We start from the raw sequence: 23825 nt of genomic DNA on the forward strand, positions 1-23825 counted from the left end.
AGTATGAATTTATGTAAGAAAAACTGTTTTAAACTTTTGCATCACATTAGCAGGAGAAAATTGTTGATATTTTTCTTTCGCAGATTTTTCCAAACTACCTGACGTCAAAATTGATTTCAATTCCCTCTCAGAACTATAATAATAAGCATCATCGCCTAAAATTTCAATGTGAGATCGTTCAGGCGAGTTTCTATACGTTATTATTGGAACATCGCGTATGGCGAATTCCCCTATAGCCATTCCAAATGTTTCTCCTCGCGAACGAGCATGTAACATTGCATAACATGTATTCACAAATCTTGCTTTATATTCCAAATTGGAGTTTGGTGGGAGAAAAAATATATTTTCGTATTTACGATTTCTTTGCCAAAAATATTTTGGTCTCGTAAAATCATCCACTCCCATAAAAATAAAATAAATATTGCTATTTTCTTTCGCAATGCGCTTAACCGATTTTTGAACAAAATCAATGTCGAAACTATCTGCTCCACCATAATAGCCAAAAACTCTTGCCGTCGCTGGAATGCCTAAATCTTGATGTAGACTTTTTTCTGTAAATGGGAGATCAATAATATGAGGGACATAAGAGGCTCCCCGGCCTACCTCTTTTGCCAACCAATCTGATACGTAAGCATAAACATCACCGTGAGGTTCATTCACTTTAAATACAGCATGTATACAACATTTACATTTGTCTGTGTAAATCCCATCTTTTTCACCACTCTTGATGGCATAAAATACATCAGGTGTTTCTTGCTGTATGATTACAGCTAGCTCTTCAACTGTCTCATATGATAAAACTTTGAATCTATTTTTAAACTTCGCAATTGCTGATGCTGAATTATATAAATTAGACCTATTAAATACGATGACGGACTCATTTCCAAGCAATTCAACGTTATAATGAGCATAATCATACAAAGCCACAGATGTCCCTCTATAACTTAACTGATTTTCGTGAAAAATAACTTTCATTTTTTTAATTTTTCTAATATGGTGGCAGCTTTACCTTTTAGTCGCTGGAAAGTTGAATATTTGATTAAATCTTCGTGTTTAAAAAGCCCCTCCCCATGAGCAACTTTAAAATGTTGCCGAGGCCACCAAAATGCTATTTTTTGCTCTAGATCAATAGAATCTCCTAAAAAATCTTTAGTGACTTCGATATAAAAATCCCTCTTGAACATACAGGGATTATTTGTCCAGTTACCATATCGCGAAGTAGTAATAAAATGTTCTTTATACTTCTTAATTTTATCAGGGAATACGACGGCTGGATCTAGCCAGTGTATTGAATCCAATAAATGCGGGCTGGTAATCTGATGCCATTCATCATAATAGTCTAATTCTCTACCCTTTAAACTAAAAGAATAGTGTGGATAACCTGGATGTTTACGGTGTCTATATCGAACCACATCAACCCCTTCGTTTAATAAAGAAACACCTTGATTTAATCGTGTAAAAACGACCTCTTTCGGCTCGATTAGCTTCCAATCATGTTCTAATAATATGATATGTTCATTTTTTGCTCTGGTCGCAAGCGTAGCAAAAGCTCTACCTATACCAATATTTTCTTCAAATCCTATATAATCAACCTTAAATTTTTCCGCTATTTTCAAATCTTCGTCCGAAATTTCTTGAAAGAGAACGATAATCTCATCACAAACATCAAATAGTCCATTTTTTTTGTAGGATTTTAGAACGTTTTTTAAGTTTCTATGGCTTTTCCAGGCCAAAATAGCTATGGTTATTTTTAGTTTATCCATACTTTGATGTCCTAATTGAGTTTTGAAGTCCACCAGACAACAGAAAAAACAAATACTAAAATAATGGAACAAACTAATCCTCCTATTATCGAATAGGAGAAAACTGAGAATGTTTTTTTATTGATTGGATATCTCGGCTCATCCAAAATCTCAATCAGCGGAGTTTCTTTCATAAGGCTCATTTTCGTTAACTCTAAATTTTGAACTAATTGGCTCAAAATAGCTTTATTAGTCTCAGCGGAAAATTGAGATCGTTGGGTTGGCGCAATTCGTTGTGACTGACGGGTTGGATTTAAGTTTGGTGTCGCATCCAAAACTGTTGCCATTGCGCCAATATTGGCATTCATTACAGCCTTTACAGAGTCAGTCTTATGTTGCAGTATGGAAATATTATCTAAAGACTTCTTTGTTTTTGTTCTTAAATAAAATTCGTTAACTTGTCTTACCAATGATTCATTAAATTCTTTAGAAAAGATTTCATCAGGAGACTGTATATCAATTTTAAAAATTGCCGACTTTTTATCTAACTTTCCAACGAGGAGATTGTTCTTATTAATATCCAAAACGACTTTTTGTAAAATACTATCTCTAGATCGCTGTTGGCTCGGATCTTCGTTAATCTTAAAGTTTATAGCTGTTCGTTTTGCCGATTTATCGTCTTCCTTATCTTTAGAGGCAAATAGATTTAGATATCTATCTATCAATAATAAAGAACTGTCGCTTGGAGATGGTAATAACAATGTCGCCTCGAGCATCTTTCTAGATTTATAAAGTTCTAGAAGATTATCCCCTTGAAAAATACCTTCATTTCCATTACCCAAATCTACCCCCATCATTGAGGCAATACCAGCGTATTGTCCCAAACCGTTCCCCTTATCCCCACCCTCCAATACAAAGGTTGTGGTAGCCGTATAAATTGCTTTTTGCTTAGTAGCGTAAAAAAACCCAATAGCTCCACCCAATATACCAACGATAATTATAATATACCATTTAGACAGTAAATATTTTAGCCAAGACTGAAATTTACCCAACAGTTCCTTTAACGAAATTTCATCAACTTGATTTTCCTGAATATTTTGTGAATTTTTCATTATTCTAGCGTAACAATGATACAATAATAGCCGCCAACGAAGCAATTCCGGTCCCTAGCCCAACCCACCCCTGCGCACTCATACGCTCTCTTGGGGCGCGCTTAGGGACAATGATCTCAGCACCAGGCCTTACATCGGGATAACCACCAGCTTTACCCTTTACGGAACCATTCGCATACTGTATAAAAACACGTTTTTTCAATGCATTGTCCGTAAATCCTCCAGCTTGATTAATATAATATTTCAGGTTTTTGCCTTTGACATACACCACATTATTGGGATTTAGGACCTCACCTACTACTTTCACCGTTTCCAGTTCTTTTGGCACGTTGATAATATCACCATCCAAAACTAGAAGATCACCCTTTTCATAAGGCTTTTCCAGAATTTTATTCAACTCAATTCCGACAAGGTTACTCGGCTCAACATCATCAGCCGACATCCCTTGCTGTGATACTTTGGCAAGTGCTTTATTTTTTGCCCGTGAACTGTTTCCATCCTCGTCGTTTTCTTGTTCTTGTTTGTTATTCTTTTCTTTTCCGTCCTGGTTCAGACTATCTTGCTCCAATTCTTTTTTCAAACGTTCTTTTTCTTTCCTTTCCTCTGCTTTTAATTTAGACATACCGGTACGTCTTAACGAAGCGCCTTCTGTATAAGCATAAGTAGTCAATCCGCCGGCCCGCTTGATGATATCGGAAATACGTTCGTCCTCGCGCGAAATGGTATAAATACCAGGGTATAATACCTCGCCCTCAATGGTCACCTGCCGTTGGGTACGAAAACCGGCATCTCCTAATACAGAAATCACGTCGTAAGGCTGTAAAGCTATTGTCGGATCGGTCAGCATGCCATCTTTGATATCAACTAAAATGGTTTGCGAAGAACTGTGATCCTCAGCATTGCGCCGTTTTAATCTTCGGGCAATCTCTACGCGTGCATTTTTTGCTGCTTCAGTCAGCCCGCCAGCTTTTTGAATCACATCCCCCAGAGTAGCATTACTGGCGAAAGGCAGATCCCCCGGAAAACGGACCTCACCCTGAACAGTAAATTTATACTCATCACGCAGATCAAAAATAGAAGCGATTTCAATTTTATCCTCACGCTTTAACGGAATATCCGCGGCTGTTCCGGCCAATACTTCACGTACATTAAAATTAATTAGTTCAGCGGTATTATTGCTCTGTAAGCGGTTGATAATACCACGTTCCAAAAAGGCATCCTCACGCACACCATCGGCCATTTCAAGAACTTGTTTCAATGTCAATCCCGGTTCCAGCCCAAAAATACCCGGACGGAATACTGCACCCAGGACAGATACGCGATTAGCATAACGCTCCAATATCGGCTCGACAATATATTGATCTCCGCCCTTGGGCGTGTAATTTGCAAATTGATCAGCATATACATCCTGTACACTACGCTCACGGCCTGTTGTTTGCAATACTTTAATCTTCGCTGTATAGGCATTCTCCGTGAAATCGCCTGCATACCGCAAGATATCGGCTAATGACTCCCCCGCGACCGTCTCAAAAATAGCTGGTCGTTTTACTTCACCTTCAAACTGCACCCGCGCACCATAGACAGGAATATGGATAATATCTTGATCCTGTAAACGAATATTGCCCTGTTGTATACCGTTGGCCAAAAAATCATAGACATCAATCGTACTAACGACGCGGTTGGCACGAATAACTTGGATCTGACGATAGGTACCATTTTTATTAGGACCACCCGAAGCGTAAAGTGCATTAAACACCGTGGCTAAAGACGGTAGGCTATAAGTACCCGGTTTTGTCACAGCACCAGTCAAAGTAACCCGGATTGTACGGATATTACCGATGGTAACACTGACATTGGTTCTTCCCGAACGGATCGCTGGATAGGTGTCACTCAAACGTTGTTCGATCTTGCTTTTTGCGGCAGCAATGGATAAGCCCGCAACATTAATCTGCCCCACATATTCCACCTTGATCATTCCATCTGGGCTGACAGGTAATTGATAAGAAGCCTCATTATCACCTGTGATGTCCAATAAGATCTCATCATCGGGTCCAATGATATAGGAGCTCGGTGTGGCCATCCGAAGATTGGGTTCGAAAGTAATGCTATTATTTTTAAACAGATCCGCGCCAAAAATCTTTAGTTTCCCATCGTCTTGCTGAACGGAGTCTTGATTATTGGTCCGTTTATTTTGTAGGGAATCAGCTGTGCTTGTTCCTCCCACCTGACGACCAACTGCGCGCCCTGTGGTAACGGTAGAATGATTTCGCTGCGATTGATCGGGTTGCTGCTTTTTACGTTTAATTTTCGCCAAACGATCTTTAAGCTTTTGCACTTCAACAGCAGCCACCCCCTGTGCACGTGCAAAGCCATCCAGTTGGCTTTCGTCATAACCCATTAAGGCAGCTTGTTTTACGTATTGCTCTATCTGTGCATCTGTCAGATTATCTACTTTGATATTGGCAGGATTGGTCTGTGCGCATACTGAGCCCACAAATCCGATCATGCAAAACCATAATACTATTTTTTTCATTCGATATATTGGCGTTTGCCGCAAAATTAGTAAAACTATTTAATTAAATCGTTTAAAATATTTACACCAGAGGGCTTAAACTGGCATGAAAGCGTTCTTTACGCTTTTCTTAAATCCTCCACTATTCAGGCTTCTAACGTAAAAGACGGTTCTTTTGCTACGTATGGTTCCCTGTTCAATTAAATATCATTGATTTAATCGTCTTTTAAAGCAACTCAGTGACCAGGAACACTTAATGCGGACAATTCTGCCAATGGAATCCTGAAAGTTTTATTAACTTAGCGAAGTTAAGCATTAAATTAGCATGAAAAGTTCAACTCTTGGTTTTTGGTTACCGATGGGCCTGATCATAGGCCAGCTGTGGGCCTGCAACGGAAGTAATAATTCAAAAAAGGAAAGTAACGAAACAACGCCGCAAAAGGCAAGTATAACAAGTACTGCTGACAGCAGTCTGCTGCATTTCTGGGACAAATTTGACATGAACGATACAACGCAGGTGAAGAATCCGGACATCGGCGAGCAACAACTGGCTAATTTTATCGATCTGTTGTCGAAAACACCTGATTCGACCATGCGGGATAAGGCGGTAGACCTGATGCTGGACAAAGCCAAATCCAATCGGCCGAGTTTTGACCATTTCATTAAACTCTATGAGCGTTACCTATATGATGGCAATTCACCCATGCGGAATGACATTGTCTATGAGTCGGTGCTACGCTATCTAATCAAAACGGATCTGCTGTCGGATCTGGAAAAAGAGGCTTATCGGCCGATCTACAAATTGATACTACGCAATAAAGTAGGACAGCCTGCAGAGGACTTCAATTACGAGCTGGCCAATGGCAAAAAACAGAAACTATCACAGACAAAAGCAAAATATACCTTTCTGATCTTTTACGACCCAGAGTGTTCACATTGCAAAGAAACCATCCATCAGCTCCGCGATACGCCAGAATTGGTCCAGCTGTTTGAACAACGACAGGTGCAGGTGCTGGCCATTGACCCTTGGGGCGACCGCAACAAATGGAAGGATTATATACCCGAAATTTCCGAAAAATGGATCAACGGTTTTGACAGCGAGAGCAAGATCTTATCGTTCAATCTATATGATCTCAAAGCTTCGCCAACCATCTATCTTCTGGATGAAAACAAGAAAGTGTTATTGAAAGACACTTACCTGCAACCGGTGATTCAATATTTTGTACAACCCAATCAATAGGATATGACCGAACATTCGGAGGACAATAAGACACGTATCATTTCCAATGCGCTTTATTTTAGCGAAGTACAACGTATGCTGGATGAAGGTAAGGAGGTCCGTATCCGTATCAAAGGGGGCAGCATGCGCCCATTTATTCAGGATGGCGATAGTATCTTGCTACAGGCTTACCGTGGCGGGGCTCTGCAGCCAGGCAGTAACCTACTGGCCAGGCATCAGGGAAAGTATGTTTTTCACCGCTATGTGGGGAAGAAAAATGGACAGATCGTCCTGGCCGGGGACGGCAATCTCGTGCTACGGGAGTATATAGATCCCATAGATATTATTGCTGTCGCTTTGGTTCACTTTCCGCAAAATTCACCGAAGGAAATAAATTTAAATCACAGCCGGGCAAGATTCCGCGGCCTAGCCTGGTATCATATCCGTCTGCTTCGACGGGTTGTGGCAAAATTGAACCGCATGGCACAGCCGTAAAACAAATTATGCTGATGAAAAATAATTATTAACTTTGGTTTTATTTATTCTATTTTGTCCTAACATATCCTTTTTCCATGAACATAACATCCGAAAACAGGATATGACCATTAAAAACAGATAATTTACATATGAAATTACGATCGGATTTAGTATTGAGAACAATTGGTTCAGATCATTTAATTGTTGACCCCAGTCAGGATAGCATTGACCTATCAACCGTGTACACGCTGAACAGTTCTGCGGCATGGCTTTGGGAACAACTTAAAGGAAAAGAGTTTGATCAGACAACAATCGTTGAGCTGCTCTGCGATAATTATGAAGTAGATGTGGAGCAAGCACAATCCGATGCCAAAGTACTACTTGGAGATTTCGAAAAACAGGGACTATTGGAAAAATAACCTTTCCATTGATCTATCCAAATGAACAATAACAGCCTGAAACAGCATGCGCGCTGGGCATGGTCGATCAGCGAGGGCTATCGCGGTAGATTGCTTCTTTACTTTGTATTGGAGCTGATATGCATCGGTCTCTCCCTTGTCTTTGTATACCTGTCCAAAAAAGCGGTAGATGTGGCTACCTCCCCAGGAGAATTGCCACTCAAATGGTTGTTGATCGGCATTATAGGCAGTATTACGCTCAATGTGGCTATTAAAGGTTATTCGGGCCGCCTGCTGGAACGGATCAAATTGATGCTGACACTCCAGTTACAACGTCATATGCTCGATGCGCAGATGTTATCGGTATGGCGCTTGATCAAAAACTGGCATACAGGTGATATCCAGATCCGGATTCAGACAGACTGTGAAGAAGTGGCCAACACCATCGCCAGTACCGTACTTTCTTTCGTATTGACGATTATCCAACTATTGGCTTCTGTGGGTTTCTTGTGGTATATGGACCCCATGCTGGCCCTGATGATCCTGGCCATCTCCCCCCTCTTTGTCTTTTCAAAAATTTACTTCCGTAAAATGCGCAAACTCAGCAAGGAGGTCAAAGAGGAGGAAAGTAATTTTTCAAAGGTCCTCCAGGAAAATCTGCGCTTCCGCCTGCTGATCCGTGCCATGGGTATTTTCCCCAAAAGGCGTGCGAAGTTGACCGAAACGCAACAGCAGCTCTTTATGCTAAAAATGCGTCAGATCAATTTTTCGACGTATACGCAAGGAGCGATGAAGGTGGCCATGAACGCGGGTTATTTGGTCGCATTTATCTGGGGGGTCTATCGGCTACAATCGGGGCAGATCACCTTCGGAACAATGACGGCTTTTTTGCAACTGGTGGCGCGCATTCAGAGCCCAATTCTTGCCTTGATCGGCTATATCCCCGGCTTCGTCCGCTTTCGTGTATCCGCAGACCGGCTCTTGGAATTACAGGAGGGTGAGATTGAACCTCAGGTAGAACAGGAGCGATTAAATGGGACGGAAGAGCTGCGTATCAGGGACCTGTCTTTTCGCTATGAGGATAAGTGGGTATTGCAGCAGCTAAACCTCTCACTAAAAGTGGGCGAGCCAACGGCAATTATCGGCCCGAGCGGAAAGGGAAAAACAACGTTAATCCGTCTATTGCTGGCATTGCTCAAAGCTGAAAAAGGAGACATCACAGTGGTTGACCGCGACGGTGAAAGATCGCTAGAAGCAAAACACCGTGTCAACTTTGCCTATATTCCGCAGGGTAATTCGCTTTTCAGCGGAACGATACGGGAAAACCTCATGCTTCATGTGAAAGAAGATAGCCCACTGGATATTGATAAAGCCCTTTGGCTGGCCTGTGCCGAATTTGTATATGATTTTCCAGATGGTGTCGACACGTTAGTGGGCGAATCAGGAATGGGCCTATCGGAGGGACAAGCCCAACGTATCGCCATTGCGCGTGCTCTGATGCATGACGGTGATATCTGGCTCTTTGATGAAGTTACCTCAGCGCTGGACCGGACAACCTCGGATACACTAACGCATCGCCTGCTGGAATATGGAAAACATAAAATATGTCTATTTGTAACACACGACCTGAATCTGGCGGATAAATGTCCGCATCGCATCTACCTCGATTGAGGAAGATCGGAATGGCAACATATCAACATCAATAAAAGAATCTGGATATTTCAACTAATATCAATAGATTAAAACAAACCGAGCTTGCAAGCTCATGAAGTAATTAATCAAAAGATGAACTAAATCATGGATATCACCAAATCACCTGAGTTCGCTCGAACCCGCTACCATATTGCGGAATTATTGCTGGAATTTAACCACCCTAAGGAATTTCCCTTATATCAACTTCTTCGCTCCTTCCAGGATTTTCACTGGGTAGGTACCTATAAAGCTGAAATTGTCATCAATATCAGTTTGGACAAGGCTCCGGTAACAGCCGATATGGGGACATTACGCACAGATGACTCGATCGCCTGGGGCGACCGATTCCGTTTTTATGAAAAGGGTGATACTTTTATTACGACCATTGTAAATGAGAAGGGCAATGGCACATGGTACCAATACAGTAACCGTAACTTTGAAGAATCGACGATCTATGTCCCTGAGAGTTCAGCGGATGAACAGAGTGCCGTGATCACCTGGATGTCCATGATGATATTTGGCCAGGCCAGCCTCCTGCATGATACCATTATGCTCCATGCTTCCGTGGTCAACCACAAAGGCGAAGGAGTTGCTTTTTTAGGTAAAAGTGGAACCGGAAAAAGCACGCACAGCCGGCTTTGGCTGACACATATCCCCAACACATCACTGCTGAATGACGACAACCCTGCTGTCCGCATCAGGGAAGAGGGTATTTTTATCTATGGGACGCCCTGGAGCGGCAAGACGCCCTGTTATAGAAATCAGCTGCTACCACTCAAAGCATTTGTACGGCTGGAACAGGCTCCGGCCAATACATTTACATGGCAGCCCGGAATCAAGGGCTTTATTGCGGTGCTCCCGAGCTGTACAGCAATCCGATGGAACAAAGATCTTTTTTCCGGGATGAATACAATTCTGGAAAAAATTGTAGGCGAAATACCGGTAGGTTATTTACAGTGCCTACCCGACGCTGCTGCTGCCAAACTGTGTCATTCATCAGTATTTAGTAGTTAGTAATTAGTATTGAGCCTTCTGTTAAATTAAAAGGTCACCGGATAACAATGATTATCCAGTGACCTTTCGATCTCTCCTTTAGTTATCATCATACAGTCAAGTGCTCTTAGCGCACTGTGCCAGCACTAACTTATTTGCTTCTTGTCTTGATCATACCCCGCTCTGGCCTAGTATGCATTTTGCCTTGATCCACGGTTTGGATCGCTCGGGAAGAAATACTGCGCAATGCTGCCCGGGTTTTGGTCGACGGAGCCGCATCCGCTAAAGCTGTTGCCAGCATTTTCTCCGCAGGATCTCCGACATCGGCTGAAACATCGTCACCGACGCCAGAAATATCAGGAACAAGGCCATCCCAATAATCACGCAGGTCTCGGTCAGTACCCTTGTTATATTTTTCGCCAAGATTTCCGCGTGCGTTCTTCAGGATAAATGAAGCTGGCCAATAAGATACTTTGTCGCGGACTTTCTGCTCGAAAAACCCAACGGGCTTACCATATGTTCTTGATTCGGTGGCAATGATCTCAACCGGAAGGTGCGGAGTAAGCACATTGATCAGCATCTCCGCGGCTGAAGCTGTCTCTTCACTCACCAAGAAATAAACTTTATTGAGATTTAAGGCACTTCGTCCGTCGAAGTAGGTATCATACATATTCAGTTGATCTCTTAAGCTCTTTGCTGCATCCGACTGCATGTACTTGTTCATTTCATAGGTCAGCATCAACTTACCTTTGGTTTTGGCACCACCGATCTTATCTGCAATATAAATAGCCGCGTCTACATAGCCCCCGCCATTGTAACGCAGATCAACAATCAGGCTTTTGATCTGTTTGGCCTCATATTCCGTAAAGGCCGCATCGATATTTCTCTGATTTTGATTGTTATTTTCAATTTCCTCAAAAGACGATAAGGCCAGATAACCGATATTATTGCCACTATTGAGGTAAATCGTATCCTTATAGACTGGATTGATGACGTACGAATTGTTATAGTTCATCGGCTTCTCGAACAGCTTATTATCAGCACGTTTGACCTGAAGAGTGAGGTTTGCTGCATCTAATGCGTTATTGATATTATTACGCAATCGGCTGTAGGCTGCAGGATCCTTTACCTCGCAGCTTCCACCCGGGTCCGGACAGCTGACTTCGATCGAATAATTTTCCTTGTCATTATTGACAGATGTGATAATATCGGCCCGTTTAAACCCAGCAACCTGTGCCGGAGAACCACCTTCCACAAAGGAAATAAAGGGTCGTGCGGTCTTGCTGTCTATCGAAAACCACTGCACAGATATGCCATAGCCCTCGTTGTTATCCATCTTGGTACTGGCCTTTTCGGCGATATTGTAACCGTTGATACCTTCCATAAAGGAAAAGCGGTCAAAAACCCCCGAGTAACCGGCCGCCACATGGACGGGTGTCAGCCTTTTGAGTGCATCAAGCACATTGCTCGCCGAACCATATTGATCGGTATATTGAGCCGGATCTTTTAAATAATCCGGAATAGATCCATCCGCCCATATGGAATAGAGTTTATAATATTTATAAATATCGTCTTTGATAAGCTGACCTTCGGTGCGGTCAGTTGGTTCGGGCTCCGGTTCGGGCTCAGGATTATCCTTTTTACAGGAGAGAATTAAAAGGCCGGAGAGCAATATCGTAGCCAGACGCCCTACTTGTTTTACACGCATTGTGTTCATACTTGAAACATTTGTAAAACAAACATAAATAATTTTAGCTGATCCGCAATGAAAAAAAACGCACTGACTTTGGGAGTGTCAGCGCGTTTACTACCTATTGAAAAACGTTATCAGAACAATCTTTCAAAGGAAAAGTTTTGAAAAATAAATAATTGTTTATTTCAATTTATTGATGTGGTAAACCTGTGTTACTCCAGGGTCAATCTCAGCACCTTTTTTAACCGTATTATTTTTAATATTATATTCGTAAATAAACCATTTTGCAGCTGGCGTTTTTACGGCTGTATAAAGATTGCCATCTTGAATCAGGTTGATGGTCGTCGTTGGATCTCCGCCCGTCATTTCCGCCAGGTTGGCCACAATTTTCTGATTGGCTATATCGATGACATAAGGTCTGATATAAGCCTTACCATCACCTAACCAAGCGAGGTCACCACCTTTTACCGCATAATCTTTTAGGTCGTATAAATAGCTCTTGTCAAATTCGTATTTTCCATTGTTGACACGCATTAGCGCAAAAGTTCCATCAGTTTTGCCGCGGGTTAACAGATAAAGGTTATTGTTGTCATCCAGGAACGAATAGTTTTCTCTTTGCCAGTGCCCTGCAACATAACTTGCACGATCGTCGCTCATGATATGCCCATTGGCCATGCTTGGGTAATCACAGATGTAAGCGTAAGCTTTCTTGCTGACCACATTGTAATCCGAGTCATAATAAAATAAGCCAAAATAAGCTTTACCGCCAGCAATACGCATACTTGTCACATTGAGAATGGTCGGATCGACTGTGCCATCTTTCTTATATACCGTGTAATCCAAGGTCGGAATCTGCGCTTTTAAGGTTTTATTGAGCGTCATATCCTTGGTATTCATAAAGTAAATGTCTTTCTCAAATATTTTTTTCTCCAGGTTGGCATCACTGGCACCTGTGGATGTGAAGACAATTTCGTCAGTGGTACTGAACTGGCTCGCCATCTTTCCAAGGTAGAACGCACTTGGGAATGCGTAATTATCGACCTCTTTAAATACAAGACCTTGAGGTGTTTCTACCAATTGGTGTTTACTGAAACGTGTACCATCGTTGGACAAGTAATAGAAACCATTAAAAATATAAGCATAACCGGCATAACGCGCTTGAGGTAAGTTGCCGGTGATGTCGACCCCTTTATTGTTGGCAGGCGATAATAAAGTATCTTTCATGATCTCATCAGTCGTTAAAAGATAAGATCCAGTTGCGGTGGCCACCCACACGGAATATTCAGACGCTTCAGGTGTTGTCACTTCTGGAACGCTCGGGCTATCTTTGCAGGATGATAGCATTAGTGCTGCTAATGCACAATAGCCAAATAATCTATTTTTTTTCATGATTATAAATGATGTTTGATTAATTATAGTAGGGAAACTCTAAATTTTACATAAAATGCCCGTCCGGGTTTTTGCAGACGGAAGTTGTCATAGGAGCGCTCATCAAAGATGTTGCGGGCCTCGCCGGAAATATTATAACGGTTGCGGTTCCAAGAGTAGCTAACCAACAAGTTGTGGACAAGTTGTGTGGGAATATAGTTCTTGGAAGCCAATGAACCCAGGTGGCTATCGCTTAAGTAAAACCATTTGGTGTACAACGTGGTCCAGTTGATCTGTGTACGGCTACCTTTGCTGAACCAATCGTTTTGTGCAAAGCCCAGATCCAAATTGCCATAAACCCATGGTCGGTTTGGAATCTGGTATCCATAAGTCAAACTTACCTGCTGGTTGGTCTCATCGGTATATTTCTGATTGTCGATGGCTCGGTCATAACTTCCATTTATTGCGGCCGTAATAATGTCTTTATAACCGTAGCGTGCTTCGAAACTTCCACCATAGATCTTGACGCCCGGAATATTGTAATACTGAAATTTGTCCTGACCATTATCGGATACAATGCGTGTATTTTGGTAATCTTTTGCCAGGCGATAAAAACCGGAAAGATCGACATTGATAAAATGGTTTTCGTTAAAGAAGGTATTGTAGTAAAAACCCCCGTTGAGATTGTCGCTCTTCTCAGGCTTTAAATCCCAATTGGGAAGAACATTAAAATTATCACCATATATGGCGGTCATCTCAGGTAGGTTATAAGCCCGTTCGGCCGAGAACTTTACACCACCATCCTTGAAAATACGATAGCGAGCAGCTGCACTATACCCTTTATACCCCAAATATCTTGTTTGTGTAACGATGTCACCACTCAAGTATTGATTGTTAGCGTCAAATTCCCGTTCATCAATCTTTTGGTAGGTATCGATGCCATAGTATTTAAAGGCCAGGTTGGCAACCAAGCGTTTGTCAAACCATTGACTTTGCCAAGCTAAGCCAGCAATATGTTTCACCAGATTCTTCGGTAATCCGGAAGTATTGTGATTTAAGATCTTATCATAGGTCTGACGGTCATTGGTACTGATATTATAATTTAGGTTTAAGCTCTGGTTGCGGCTCTCATCAAAATCGTAGTTTAAGTTTATTCGTCCGAGGACACTACTGGTATTATCTTTAATATATTTCTCCGGGTTGGGAGCATTTCCTGTCGTATTGGTTATTGGAACACCATCCCACTGATAGTTATATTTTGCTGTATCCCTGTTGCGGGTAACATTATAGCCATAATTGGCATAAATATCGGCATATAGACGCTCCACGAGAAAGTTTTGCTTTTTGAAGCTTAGGGTCGGCATCATGTAGACCGATTCGGTCCAGTTGCCACCATAGGGATTATTGATCGTTGCACCGAGTTGATTTTGTTTATTGTTGCCCGAATAGGTCAGTCCCACAAAAAACTGATCGGCCCAGCTTTTATCGCGTAGCCCCACCTCAATCTGACCCATGCTCGAATAGTAACGGTCATGAAATCGCCTAGCCTTGTCGATATTGACAAATTTGTTATTGACAACTTTTTGAACAAGTACGCCATACTTCTCCTCGGTATACATATTGTAATCGTTGTCCGAATAGTTGTAAAAAGCATTTGTACGAACCGATAGTTTACTTTTCGGATTGGTGTACATGCCCACTAAAGACGCTTGATGCGTATTGAAGGAGCCATAGCTATAGCTCAGATCAAGAAAATGCCTGTTGCGCTGTTTGGTGATAATGTTGACGGCACCACCCAAAGCGTCTGAACCTAAAAATGCGGGAACGACCCCTTTATAGATTTCGACACGGTCGACTAGATTGACAGGGATATTATTCAGGGACATGGCTGGTCCGAAATCATCCATGGGAACGCCGTCTATATAAATTTTTGCTGCGAGACCGTTGATACGAAACACGAAATTGGATCCCACGCCGCCATCTTCACGAATGGTGACGCCAGGCGCGGTACGTAAAATTTGATTGATATTGGCCGTTTGATTGGCATAGCGGTTCATATCGATCACACTGACATTAAAGCCTGATCGCTTGATTTCGTTCACACGGCGCTGATTGTCGGTTTGCCCCTTTACGTTGGCAACTTCAAGAACGCGTTCATCTTTTTTGAGCTGGAAGTCTTTGTAGGTTTCATTGCTTTTCAATACAGTACTTTGCGTGACATAACCTACCGAAGTCACTTCCAATTTTGGCTGCTGTTTGCCATCAGTTTGCAGTTTATAAAAACCGTCCACATCGGTAGAGGTGCGCAGATTGGTGCCGACAATAGTGACTGTAGCGCCTTCGACTCCTTTTCCGAACAGGTCTTTCACATAACCTGAAAGGGATGTTTGTGCCTGGGCTAGGCTCGTGACGAAAAATAGGGATATAAAAGAAATGTAGGTAGACTTAAGCATGGTAGTCGCGTTATTGAATTGTTTTTAATAGTGACATTTTCATTCGAATTTTTACCGCATGATAGTCTTGCCTTCCACTGTTCAAGGCAATACGTTTTTCAAAGCGGGACAAATATAGTTTTATTTAGATTAATTACAAATAATAATTTAACATTTTATAACATTTTCGCCTCTAACGCGCCTAGACCTAGTATACTGAACAACTTTATTAGTAGGCTTGGCAATTATTATGCTCATAGTCCACACGAACCATCGAAAAGTTTTCCAAGCGGCGTTCAAGGCACTTTTGTGTAGGAATTAGTTTTGAATGGCGGGCCCAAAAGGGCATCGAGGAATAAAATCAAGCAAAATGGGAAGGCATACTTGCAAAAAAAGATATTATTAATATCTTTGCATTGTTTAAAATCAATCTAAATAAATATAAAGGTTTGTTTTAGATCTAACAATTATCTAACACATGTATACTATATTACTTCTGCTCATTTTTGCTGGTAGTTTTTTCTGGTACAGTTCATCAGAAAAAGTCAAGATCAAGCATGCTCCAGCGCTCATACTCCCCCTGATGGGTGATAAGATCCGCGCGAAGATACTGAGTATCGTCCTGCTCGGCCTTTCCTGGGTACTGACCATGTATTTACAGGGGCTTCTTTCGGGAACATTAGCTTTTGGTGCTTATAGCATGGGATTTTTCAGTTTGATCGTGCTTTTATGGCCTTATCGATATTTTCAATGGAAACAGCTCGCGTTTGTATTTTTATTCTCTCTTTTTCTGGAAACAATTATTTTTTAAATCATGCCAGCCAATAAAAAATATTTGAGCAGCCCATTCCAGCGTTTCTTAAAATTGACCGCAGGATTTTTTGGGGGTTATTTTGTCATGCTCTACTTGCACCTTTGCCTGACCAAATTATTTGATAAAACGGATATATTGATTACAGCTTATGTGACGGGTTTTATCGCCTGGGGAATATTATTACTTGTCGCCTTTCTCTCCCGAAGCGGTTGGTTGATCTGGGGTATCTACTTGCTTTTGATTGCGCTATTCTACAGCATCTTTATTTACCTATAACCACCTAACCTATGAATTTAAGACGTTATAATATCTACTTCAATACGCATACCATCTCCGGGATAATCATCTGTGCGATCTTGTATGTGATCTTTTTTGCGGGATCTTTTTCATTTTTCAAAAATGAGATCAACGCCTGGCAAAAAAATGAGTCGGACAAAGGTGGGACCTACCGAAACATGGTTTTTGACCACCTCCTGGACTCTATTGGCCAAATCAAAGAGCTGAAAGGAAGGGATATTACATTTTATATGCAGCATAATGGCCATGCAAGTTATGTCAATATCGGAGCCTCACAGGATACCATAGTTGCGAATAAAGCGAAGGCGGTCGCTGCACAAAAAGAATTGGCCGAAAAGAAACGGCTCGCAGCGACAACTAAAGGTACAGCAGTAAAAGACGCAAATGCCAAAGATGAAAAAAAGAAAAGACGTGGTCGCGGTCGGCGTGGAAATGAAGATTCCATGTATTTTTCTTATGACCTGGCCACAAAAAAACCGTCAGATTACAGCGATGGTTATACGATGGGTGAATTTTTGTATCGCCTGCACTTTTTAGCACCGCTTAACCAAATCGGGATCAATATCGGCAGACCCTTCGGATATACCCTTGCGGGCCTGGTTTCATTTATCTTTCTATTTGCTCTGATATCTGGCCTGATGCTCCACTGGGACAAAATAAAATCAAACTTTTTTGTATTCAGGCCGGGAAACAAGTGGAAAACCGTCTGGACCGATATGCATACAGCACTCGGCGTGATCGGATTCCCGTACCAATTTATGTATGCACTGACAGGTATTGTTCTTATTGTTAATTCGGTCCTTATTATTCCCTTTAGCAAATACCTCTATGACGGGAAGGAGGATGAAGTATATGCTGCCCTTGGGTATAACGACAATACAAAATACACCTATCTGTACGAGCCCCTCACGACAACCTTTAAGATGGGGGATTTTTTGGATAAACTGGAAAACAAATGGCCCAACAGCCATATGAACCGCATCTTTATCAAAAATTATGGTGACAAAAGCATGCATGTGGTTGCGTTGTACGATGCTGATATCGATAAAAATTTTGCCGGCTCAGGTCGGATGGTCTATCGTGTAGCGGATAATAAAATACTTTTCGAGAAATCGGCTGCCGAAAATGGCTCCTACCTAGATTATATGAAAGGATTTATTTACCGCTTGCATCTTGCTGATTTTGGTGGCTATCCGATCAAAATCATCTACTTTGTTCTGGGTATTATGGGCTGTTTTGTAATTATTTCAGGTATTCTGATATGGCTGGTTGCACGTGATAAAAACAATATCCCGAAACGCAAGCGCATCTTCAATTTCTGGGCCGCCAATGTATTTATGGCTGCTTGTCTAACCATGTTTCCGGTTACCGCAGCAACCTTTATCGCTGTTAAATTGGCGACGAAGGTGGACCAATCTTTTATATTTCACGTTTATTTTTATAGCTGGCTGGCTTTGGGAGTCTTTTACATTATCCGTAGAAATATCGGAAAAACCAATCGGGAGACTCTTCTACTAGGCGCAGTGTTGTCATTAGCGGTACCAATTGTCAATGGTTTAAAAACCGGAAACTGGATTTGGGAAACGTTTCGTTCGGGCGCAAATGACATTTTACTGGTGGATCTCCTTTGGTTGTCTTTAGGGATCATCGGCTTGTTGATCTTCAAAAAGATGGCGCAAACAGCCAAAAAAGATGCCGCGAATGGTCAGGATACAGCTACGCCTAAAAGCAAAGAGCAGACTGTTGCTGACGACAGCGGCAATAGTCCAACAAAGCCTTTGTCTCCAAAAAGGTCATTTGTACCTAAAAATACCCGCACGACAGAAGCATAATTTCGTTGTTCATATTCGCAAATGGCGGGCCTACAAGCTCGCCTTTGTTATTTTATGCGACCTCCTGGCTTTAATATCGGTACTTCTCTTTCCACTTGTCGCGTAGACTCTGGCGGATCTTCTCTTCTTGCGGATTTTGTCCGGGTTCATATAATTTTACGCCACTGACTTCCTTTGGCAGAAATTCCTGTACCACAAAATTCCCGGGAAAGGCGTGTGCATATTTATATTCTGCTCCATAATTGAGTTCTTTCATCAACTTGGTTGGTGCATTGCGAATGTGCAGGGGCACAGACAAATCACCCGTTTGCTTCACCAGCGCCTGGGCCTTATTGATAGCTTCGTACGAGGCATTACTCTTAACTGAGGTGGCCAGATAAATAACGGTTTGCGACAGAATAATACGCGATTCGGGCCAGCCGATTACATTCACTGCCTGAAAACAGTTGTTGGCCAACAAGAGCGCATTGGGATTGGAGTTGCCAATATCCTCGGATGCTAAAATCAGTAATCTACGGGCGATAAATGAAGGGTCTTCTCCCCCCTCGATCATGCGCGCCAGCCAGTACACGGCAGCGTTGGGGTCGGACCCACGAATAGACTTAATAAAAGCTGAAATAATATCGTAATGTTGTTCGCCCGCCTTGTCGTATATCGCCATGTTCTGCTGCACCTGCCGCAGGACAAAAGCATTCGTAATCGGCTCCCTGTGGAGAACTGCCGCATTGACCACAAGCTCAAGCACATTCAATAGTTTGCGCGCGTCACCCCCTGAAAGCCGCAAGAGGGCTTCATATTCTTCGACGACAATATTTTGTTTGCTGAGGTATTCATCTTCGTGCAAAGCTTTCTGAACCAATCCGATCAGATCTTCTTCCGAGAGATGTTCAAGCACATAAACCTGACAACGGGAAAGCAATGCTGATATGACCTCAAATGAGGGGTTTTCGGTGGTGGCACCGATCAGTGTAACCAAGCCCCTTTCGACAGCGCCCAATAACGAGTCCTGTTGGGATTTGGAAAAACGGTGGATCTCATCAATAAACAGAATGGGCTGATCTTGATTGAAATTCATCAGCCGCTCCGCTTTGTCAATGACCTCACGGATATCTTTTACACCCGCCTGTATGGCGCTCAAGGAGAAAAAGGGTCTATCCAGCTCTTTCGCAATTAACAGCGCCAGGCTTGTTTTTCCCACCCCTGGAGGGCCCCATAAGATCATCGAAGGGATATTTTTTTGTTGAATCGCATGATACAGGACTGCATCAGGGCCGACAATATGTTGCTGTCCCACATAATCAGTCAATTGATGTGGACGCAGTCTTTCTGCAAGCGGGATACGTGTTGCCATAACACAAAATTAGTATTTAGTATTGAGATATAGGTATTGAGATATCTTTAACATTTTTTCACATAATTTTTCGTCATATTTGCTCTAATATGTTCTTTATGGTTGAGCAGAGAACGATAAATTGCTTTTCGCTATACAATTTATCTGAGTTTGCTCTTGTATAAGTTCTTTATAGCAGAAAATAATAAAGTTTGCTCTATTGTATTTAAAATGCTTGTGGAAGCAGACCTGAGCTTGCCAGCTTATTGAAGATAAAACGATAAATTGCTTTTGGCATGCAATTTATCTAAGTTTGTAATACACGTTTATGACGACGTAATCATTTTAAAGGATGACAAAATACTGGACCCGACTTCTGACTGCCCTAATCCTGACCCTTGGAATGAGCGGTAAGGTGGCGGCACAGCAAGCCCCAAAGGATTATACGGGGGCGATAAAAAAATATGATGTTTCTTTTAAAGGTGTAGGCCCGGAGGTATATTTCCTGCCTCCTCCAAAGACTGAAAACGAAATTATTGAAGATAATTATAGTGATAAAAAGGGCTTTAGCAAGGAAATTGCCAGACAGCTGCTCTTCCAACGCCTGTTACTGCAATTGAAAAGCACCAATAACATGGGGCATTTTCAATACCTGATAAACCCCGTTCCTGTCGATGCCGCAGCATGGAATAATGCCATCGAGAACCAAAAGAAATCTGAAAACTGGATTGCGGGTTACGCCCTGGCGAATGAGGCTGCGCTATTTGCCATTAAAAATAACGACAGCAGCAATGCCTCAAAATTCCTTTATGATGCCCTGTCATTGGCCAACCGTACCGACAATAAAGATGACATTGCTACAATCAATCTGAATCTGAGTAATTTTCAATTGTACAATGGAGACTTTATCAAAGCGGAAGAAAGTGCCCAAAAATACCATAACCATGCGACAGTCAGCAAAAGCTATCTCGAACAGGCTAATGCTTGGTTATTAATTGCCATGGCACGTGCAGGACAAGGAAACTTTAAAGCCGCGGAAAATAACATTATCCGAAGTGCCATTCCCCTATTCAATAAATCAAAAGCCTATGAAGGCAAAATATTCGCCTGGGAAATGCTTGCGGAGATTTACTTTAAACAAAATAAATACACACAGGCACAGTGGTTTTTGCTGCAGGCACGCGATCTGGCCAATGCAAAAAAACTGAGCGGCGAACTTGCGGAGATCGAATATTTACTTGCGGCCTCCAAACAAAAGGACGGTAATTACAAGGTCGCCATCAAAGAATTTATTCAGGCCGCTGAACTGGCCTCCAATGAGAATAACAAACAGCTCTCATTGGCGATATTGGACAAATTGGGCGAAGTATACCTGGTTCTGGAGGATTATCCATCAGCAGACCAGACTTACAAAGCGTATACCCAGCTGAAAAATGAATTGTATAATTAATCGGCTGTGATCAGATCATAGCAACCGTAGGAATAAAAAAGTAAGAAATAAATTGTATTTTAAGCTTTTTGTAAATATTAAAGGATAAATCAAATAAATTTTTAGAATCTATGTCAATGTGCTATGAATTTCACTAAATTTAGCACGCTTATCAATAAGAGCTGAAAATTTTTTTTATAAAATGATTATTAAAACTGTCGAAAATATGTTTAGGAAACTCATATTTGCACTTTTTGTGGTATCTATTGTCTCCTGTGGATCAAAACCGCGGGTGGCGCTTCCAGATGATGGCGGCCTCAAGCCGAGTACCCAGCATCAGATCATCGCGAAAGAAGTGATTGGATTATTGGAAAATGCGAGCTACAAAAAGGTCAAAATGAATGATTCGGTATCTGGAATTATCTACGATAATCTGATCAAAGGATTAGACCAAAGCAAGAATTACTTGATCCAGTCGGATATCGATGAATTTCAGGCTTACAAGAGTAATCTGGCTCAGGATATGAAAGATGGCGATCTTTCTGCTGCTTTCCATATCTTCAATATCTACAAAAAAAGATATTTGGAAAGAATGCAATATGCGCTTTCTGAAATAGACAAAACACATGACTTCACCAAAGATGAATTCTATCAACCCAACCGGGAAAAATTAGGCTGGTTCAAAACTGATGCCGAGGCGAACGACCAATGGCGTAAACGGGTGAAGTATGACTTATTGAACCTGGAAACAGCGAGTGGAAAATCTACGGACAGTGCCAAAACCAAACAGGTGGAAACATTGAAGAAACGTTATGTGAATTTAATTTCGCAGACAAAAAAATACAATTCCAATGACGCCTTCCAGATTATTATGCAGGCGCTTACGGATGCCGTGGATCCGCACACATCTTATTTCAACCCATCCTATGCACAGGCTTTCAATGAAGGCATGGCAAATACTTTTGAAGGCATTGGCGCAAGACTCATGATTGACAACGAGGCCGTAAGCATCAACGAAATCATTCCCGGCGGGCCGATCTTTAAGGATAAAACCATTCAGGTGAATGACAAGATCATCGCTGTCGCACAAGGTAAAGATGGCGAATTTGAAGATATCATCGGCTGGAGACTGGATGCAGCAGTAGCCAAAATAAAAGGACCTAAAGGAACCATCGTAAGGCTTAAGATTATTCCGGCCGGACAACCAATGAACTCGCATCCGCGCATTGTTTCCTTGGTCCGTGAGAAAATCGTCGTTGAGGAGGAATCCGCGAAAAAAGAAATCATGAACATCAAAGGTTCCGATGGCAAGATGTATAAAGTCGGGGTGATCAATATTCCTAAATTTTACATGGATTTTGATGCCTACAGAAGACGTGATCCAAACTATAAAAGTACAACACGGGATGTAAGATTAATCTTAGACACCCTGAAACAGGCGAAAGTCGATGCCGTACTAATTGATTTACGTTTCAATGGCGGGGGATCACTTCCGGAAGCAATCGACCTGACAGGATTGTTTATCGACAAAGGACCTGTGGTACAGGTACGAGATACCAAAAACAATATTGATGTCGAAGAAGACAAAAATGCCGGTGTGACCTGGGACGGTCCACTAGGTGTGATGATCAACCGCTTCTCGGCCTCAGCTTCTGAAATCTTCGCCGGTGCAATTCAGGATTATGGCAGAGGGGTAATCCTTGGCTCACAAAGTTATGGTAAGGGAACCGTTCAATCGGCTATAGACATGTCACGTGTCATTAGTCCAACAAGCCGCCTGTTACTGAAAGCTTCTGGAGAGAAAGATCCTGATACCCCCGAAGGTGCGCCACAATATGGACAGATCAACATTACACTGGGTAAATTCTACCGTGTCAATGGCAGCAGTACGCAACATAAAGGGGTAACACCTGATATTACATTTCCATCACAATTCTCCGCAGAGAAATTTGGTGAAAGTTCAGAAAAATCTGCGCTTCCTTGGGATCAGATCCAGTCCAGCAACTTCAAAAAAGTCGCTGATATGACCGGTGTGGACAAACAGCTCGAAACCCTGCATGAGACACGTATCAAAAATTCACTTGAATACAAGTACCTAAAAGAGGATATTGAAGAGGCTCAAAAAGATGAGGACGTGAAAATTTCACTGGAATTGAATAAATTCAAGAAAGAAAAAGATGACAACCTTAAGAAAAATAGAGACCGTATCAATGCTTTATTGAAATTACAGGGCAAACCAGCATGGGAAGAGGGCAAACCGCAACCGAAAATGGATCTTGACTTTGTAAAAGATGAAAGTGCAAAAGTAATGACGGATTACATCATCAATTTTGCGAACAAAAAATAACCGGGACAACCCCATAAAAAAAGGCAATCGCGTAACAACGGTTGCCTTTTTTTATGATACTCATCACAATACTAAGCCTTTAACAGCGAATTCATCTTTTCTTCGTACCTTGTCATAACGCGATAATCGCATAGATTT

General features: G+C 41.9%; 18 protein-coding genes. 10 read left to right on the forward strand and 8 right to left on the reverse strand.

The window, feature by feature from the left end; translation table 11 throughout:
• Window positions 1-9: 9 nt before the first annotated feature.
• The 4 genes from DCO56_RS18810 to DCO56_RS18825 are packed head-to-tail and all read right to left on the reverse strand — an operon-like array spanning window position 10 to window position 5387.
• Entirely contained in the window at window positions 10-975 is a 966-nt protein-coding gene (locus tag DCO56_RS18810) for a glycosyltransferase family protein (protein WP_108635304.1), read from the reverse strand.
• Complete coding sequence (locus tag DCO56_RS18815) at window positions 972-1763, reverse strand: hypothetical protein (protein WP_146191086.1); 792 nt, start codon at window positions 1761-1763, stop codon at window positions 972-974. The genes DCO56_RS18810 and DCO56_RS18815 overlap by 4 nt, the downstream gene beginning before the upstream one ends.
• 11 nt (window positions 1764-1774) lie before the next feature.
• Window positions 1775-2854 (reverse strand): lipopolysaccharide biosynthesis protein, encoded by a 1080-nt coding sequence (locus tag DCO56_RS18820; RefSeq protein ID WP_108635306.1) that lies wholly within the window; start codon window positions 2852-2854, stop codon window positions 1775-1777.
• A gap of 4 nt (window positions 2855-2858) precedes the next feature.
• Complete coding sequence (locus DCO56_RS18825; RefSeq protein WP_108635307.1) at window positions 2859-5387, reverse strand: SLBB domain-containing protein; 2529 nt, start codon at window positions 5385-5387, stop codon at window positions 2859-2861.
• A gap of 304 nt (window positions 5388-5691) precedes the next feature.
• Between DCO56_RS18825 and DCO56_RS18830 the strand changes: the two genes are divergently transcribed.
• The 5 genes from DCO56_RS18830 to DCO56_RS18850 all read left to right on the forward strand — a co-directional run bounded on the left by DCO56_RS18830 (window position 5692) and on the right by DCO56_RS18850 (window position 10166).
• Window positions 5692-6606: a DUF5106 domain-containing protein gene (locus DCO56_RS18830; RefSeq protein ID WP_108635308.1), complete on the forward strand. Its 915-nt coding sequence runs from the start codon at window positions 5692-5694 to the stop codon at window positions 6604-6606.
• Between the two features lie 3 nt (window positions 6607-6609).
• Window positions 6610-7080, forward strand: coding sequence for a S24 family peptidase (locus DCO56_RS18835; RefSeq protein ID WP_108635309.1), 471 nt, complete (start codon window positions 6610-6612; stop codon window positions 7078-7080).
• Between the two features lie 131 nt (window positions 7081-7211).
• Window positions 7212-7481: a PqqD family protein gene (locus tag DCO56_RS18840; protein WP_108635310.1), complete on the forward strand. Its 270-nt coding sequence runs from the start codon at window positions 7212-7214 to the stop codon at window positions 7479-7481.
• A gap of 21 nt (window positions 7482-7502) precedes the next feature.
• Complete coding sequence (locus DCO56_RS18845) at window positions 7503-9131, forward strand: ABC transporter ATP-binding protein (protein ID WP_108635311.1); 1629 nt, start codon at window positions 7503-7505, stop codon at window positions 9129-9131.
• Between the two features lie 126 nt (window positions 9132-9257).
• Entirely contained in the window at window positions 9258-10166 is a 909-nt protein-coding gene (locus DCO56_RS18850; protein WP_108635312.1) for a hypothetical protein, read from the forward strand.
• A 130-nt stretch (window positions 10167-10296) separates the two neighbouring features.
• Here DCO56_RS18850 and DCO56_RS18855 read toward each other — a convergent pair whose 3' ends face one another.
• The 3 genes from DCO56_RS18855 to DCO56_RS18865 all read right to left on the reverse strand — a co-directional run bounded on the left by DCO56_RS18855 (window position 10297) and on the right by DCO56_RS18865 (window position 15659).
• Entirely contained in the window at window positions 10297-11862 is a 1566-nt protein-coding gene (locus tag DCO56_RS18855; RefSeq protein WP_108635313.1) for a S41 family peptidase, read from the reverse strand.
• A 156-nt stretch (window positions 11863-12018) separates the two neighbouring features.
• Entirely contained in the window at window positions 12019-13227 is a 1209-nt protein-coding gene (locus DCO56_RS18860; protein ID WP_108635314.1) for a hypothetical protein, read from the reverse strand.
• Between the two features lie 23 nt (window positions 13228-13250).
• Window positions 13251-15659, reverse strand: a complete 2409-nt coding sequence (locus DCO56_RS18865) for a TonB-dependent receptor (RefSeq protein WP_108635315.1) — start codon at window positions 15657-15659, stop codon at window positions 13251-13253.
• A gap of 457 nt (window positions 15660-16116) precedes the next feature.
• Between DCO56_RS18865 and DCO56_RS18870 the strand changes: the two genes are divergently transcribed.
• From DCO56_RS18870 to DCO56_RS18880, 3 genes are read left to right on the forward strand one after another with little or no spacing between them, the layout of a single operon-like run.
• Entirely contained in the window at window positions 16117-16449 is a 333-nt protein-coding gene (locus tag DCO56_RS18870) for a hypothetical protein (RefSeq protein ID WP_108635316.1), read from the forward strand.
• Between the two features lie 3 nt (window positions 16450-16452).
• Window positions 16453-16728 (forward strand): hypothetical protein, encoded by a 276-nt coding sequence (locus tag DCO56_RS18875; protein ID WP_108635317.1) that lies wholly within the window; start codon window positions 16453-16455, stop codon window positions 16726-16728.
• 11 nt (window positions 16729-16739) lie between these two features.
• Window positions 16740-18581, forward strand: coding sequence for a PepSY-associated TM helix domain-containing protein (locus tag DCO56_RS18880; protein WP_108635318.1), 1842 nt, complete (start codon window positions 16740-16742; stop codon window positions 18579-18581).
• A 70-nt stretch (window positions 18582-18651) separates the two neighbouring features.
• On the opposite strand, the gene DCO56_RS18885 is transcribed toward DCO56_RS18880, so the two are convergent.
• On the reverse strand, window positions 18652-19932 hold the full coding sequence (locus tag DCO56_RS18885) for a replication-associated recombination protein A (protein ID WP_108635319.1): 1281 nt from the start codon (window positions 19930-19932) through the stop codon (window positions 18652-18654).
• 331 nt (window positions 19933-20263) lie between these two features.
• Between DCO56_RS18885 and DCO56_RS18890 the strand changes: the two genes are divergently transcribed.
• Together DCO56_RS18890 and DCO56_RS18895 are read left to right on the forward strand one after the other, a co-directional pair.
• On the forward strand, window positions 20264-21361 hold the full coding sequence (locus DCO56_RS18890) for a tetratricopeptide repeat protein (protein WP_108635320.1): 1098 nt from the start codon (window positions 20264-20266) through the stop codon (window positions 21359-21361).
• A 205-nt stretch (window positions 21362-21566) separates the two neighbouring features.
• A complete protein-coding gene (locus DCO56_RS18895; protein WP_108635497.1) occupies window positions 21567-23687 on the forward strand; it encodes a carboxy terminal-processing peptidase in 2121 nt (706 codons plus the stop codon).
• The last annotated feature ends 138 nt before the right edge of the window (window positions 23688-23825 follow it).

The organism is Sphingobacterium athyrii (genome assembly GCF_003071065.1).
Taxonomy (GTDB): domain Bacteria; phylum Bacteroidota; class Bacteroidia; order Sphingobacteriales; family Sphingobacteriaceae; genus Sphingobacterium; species Sphingobacterium athyrii.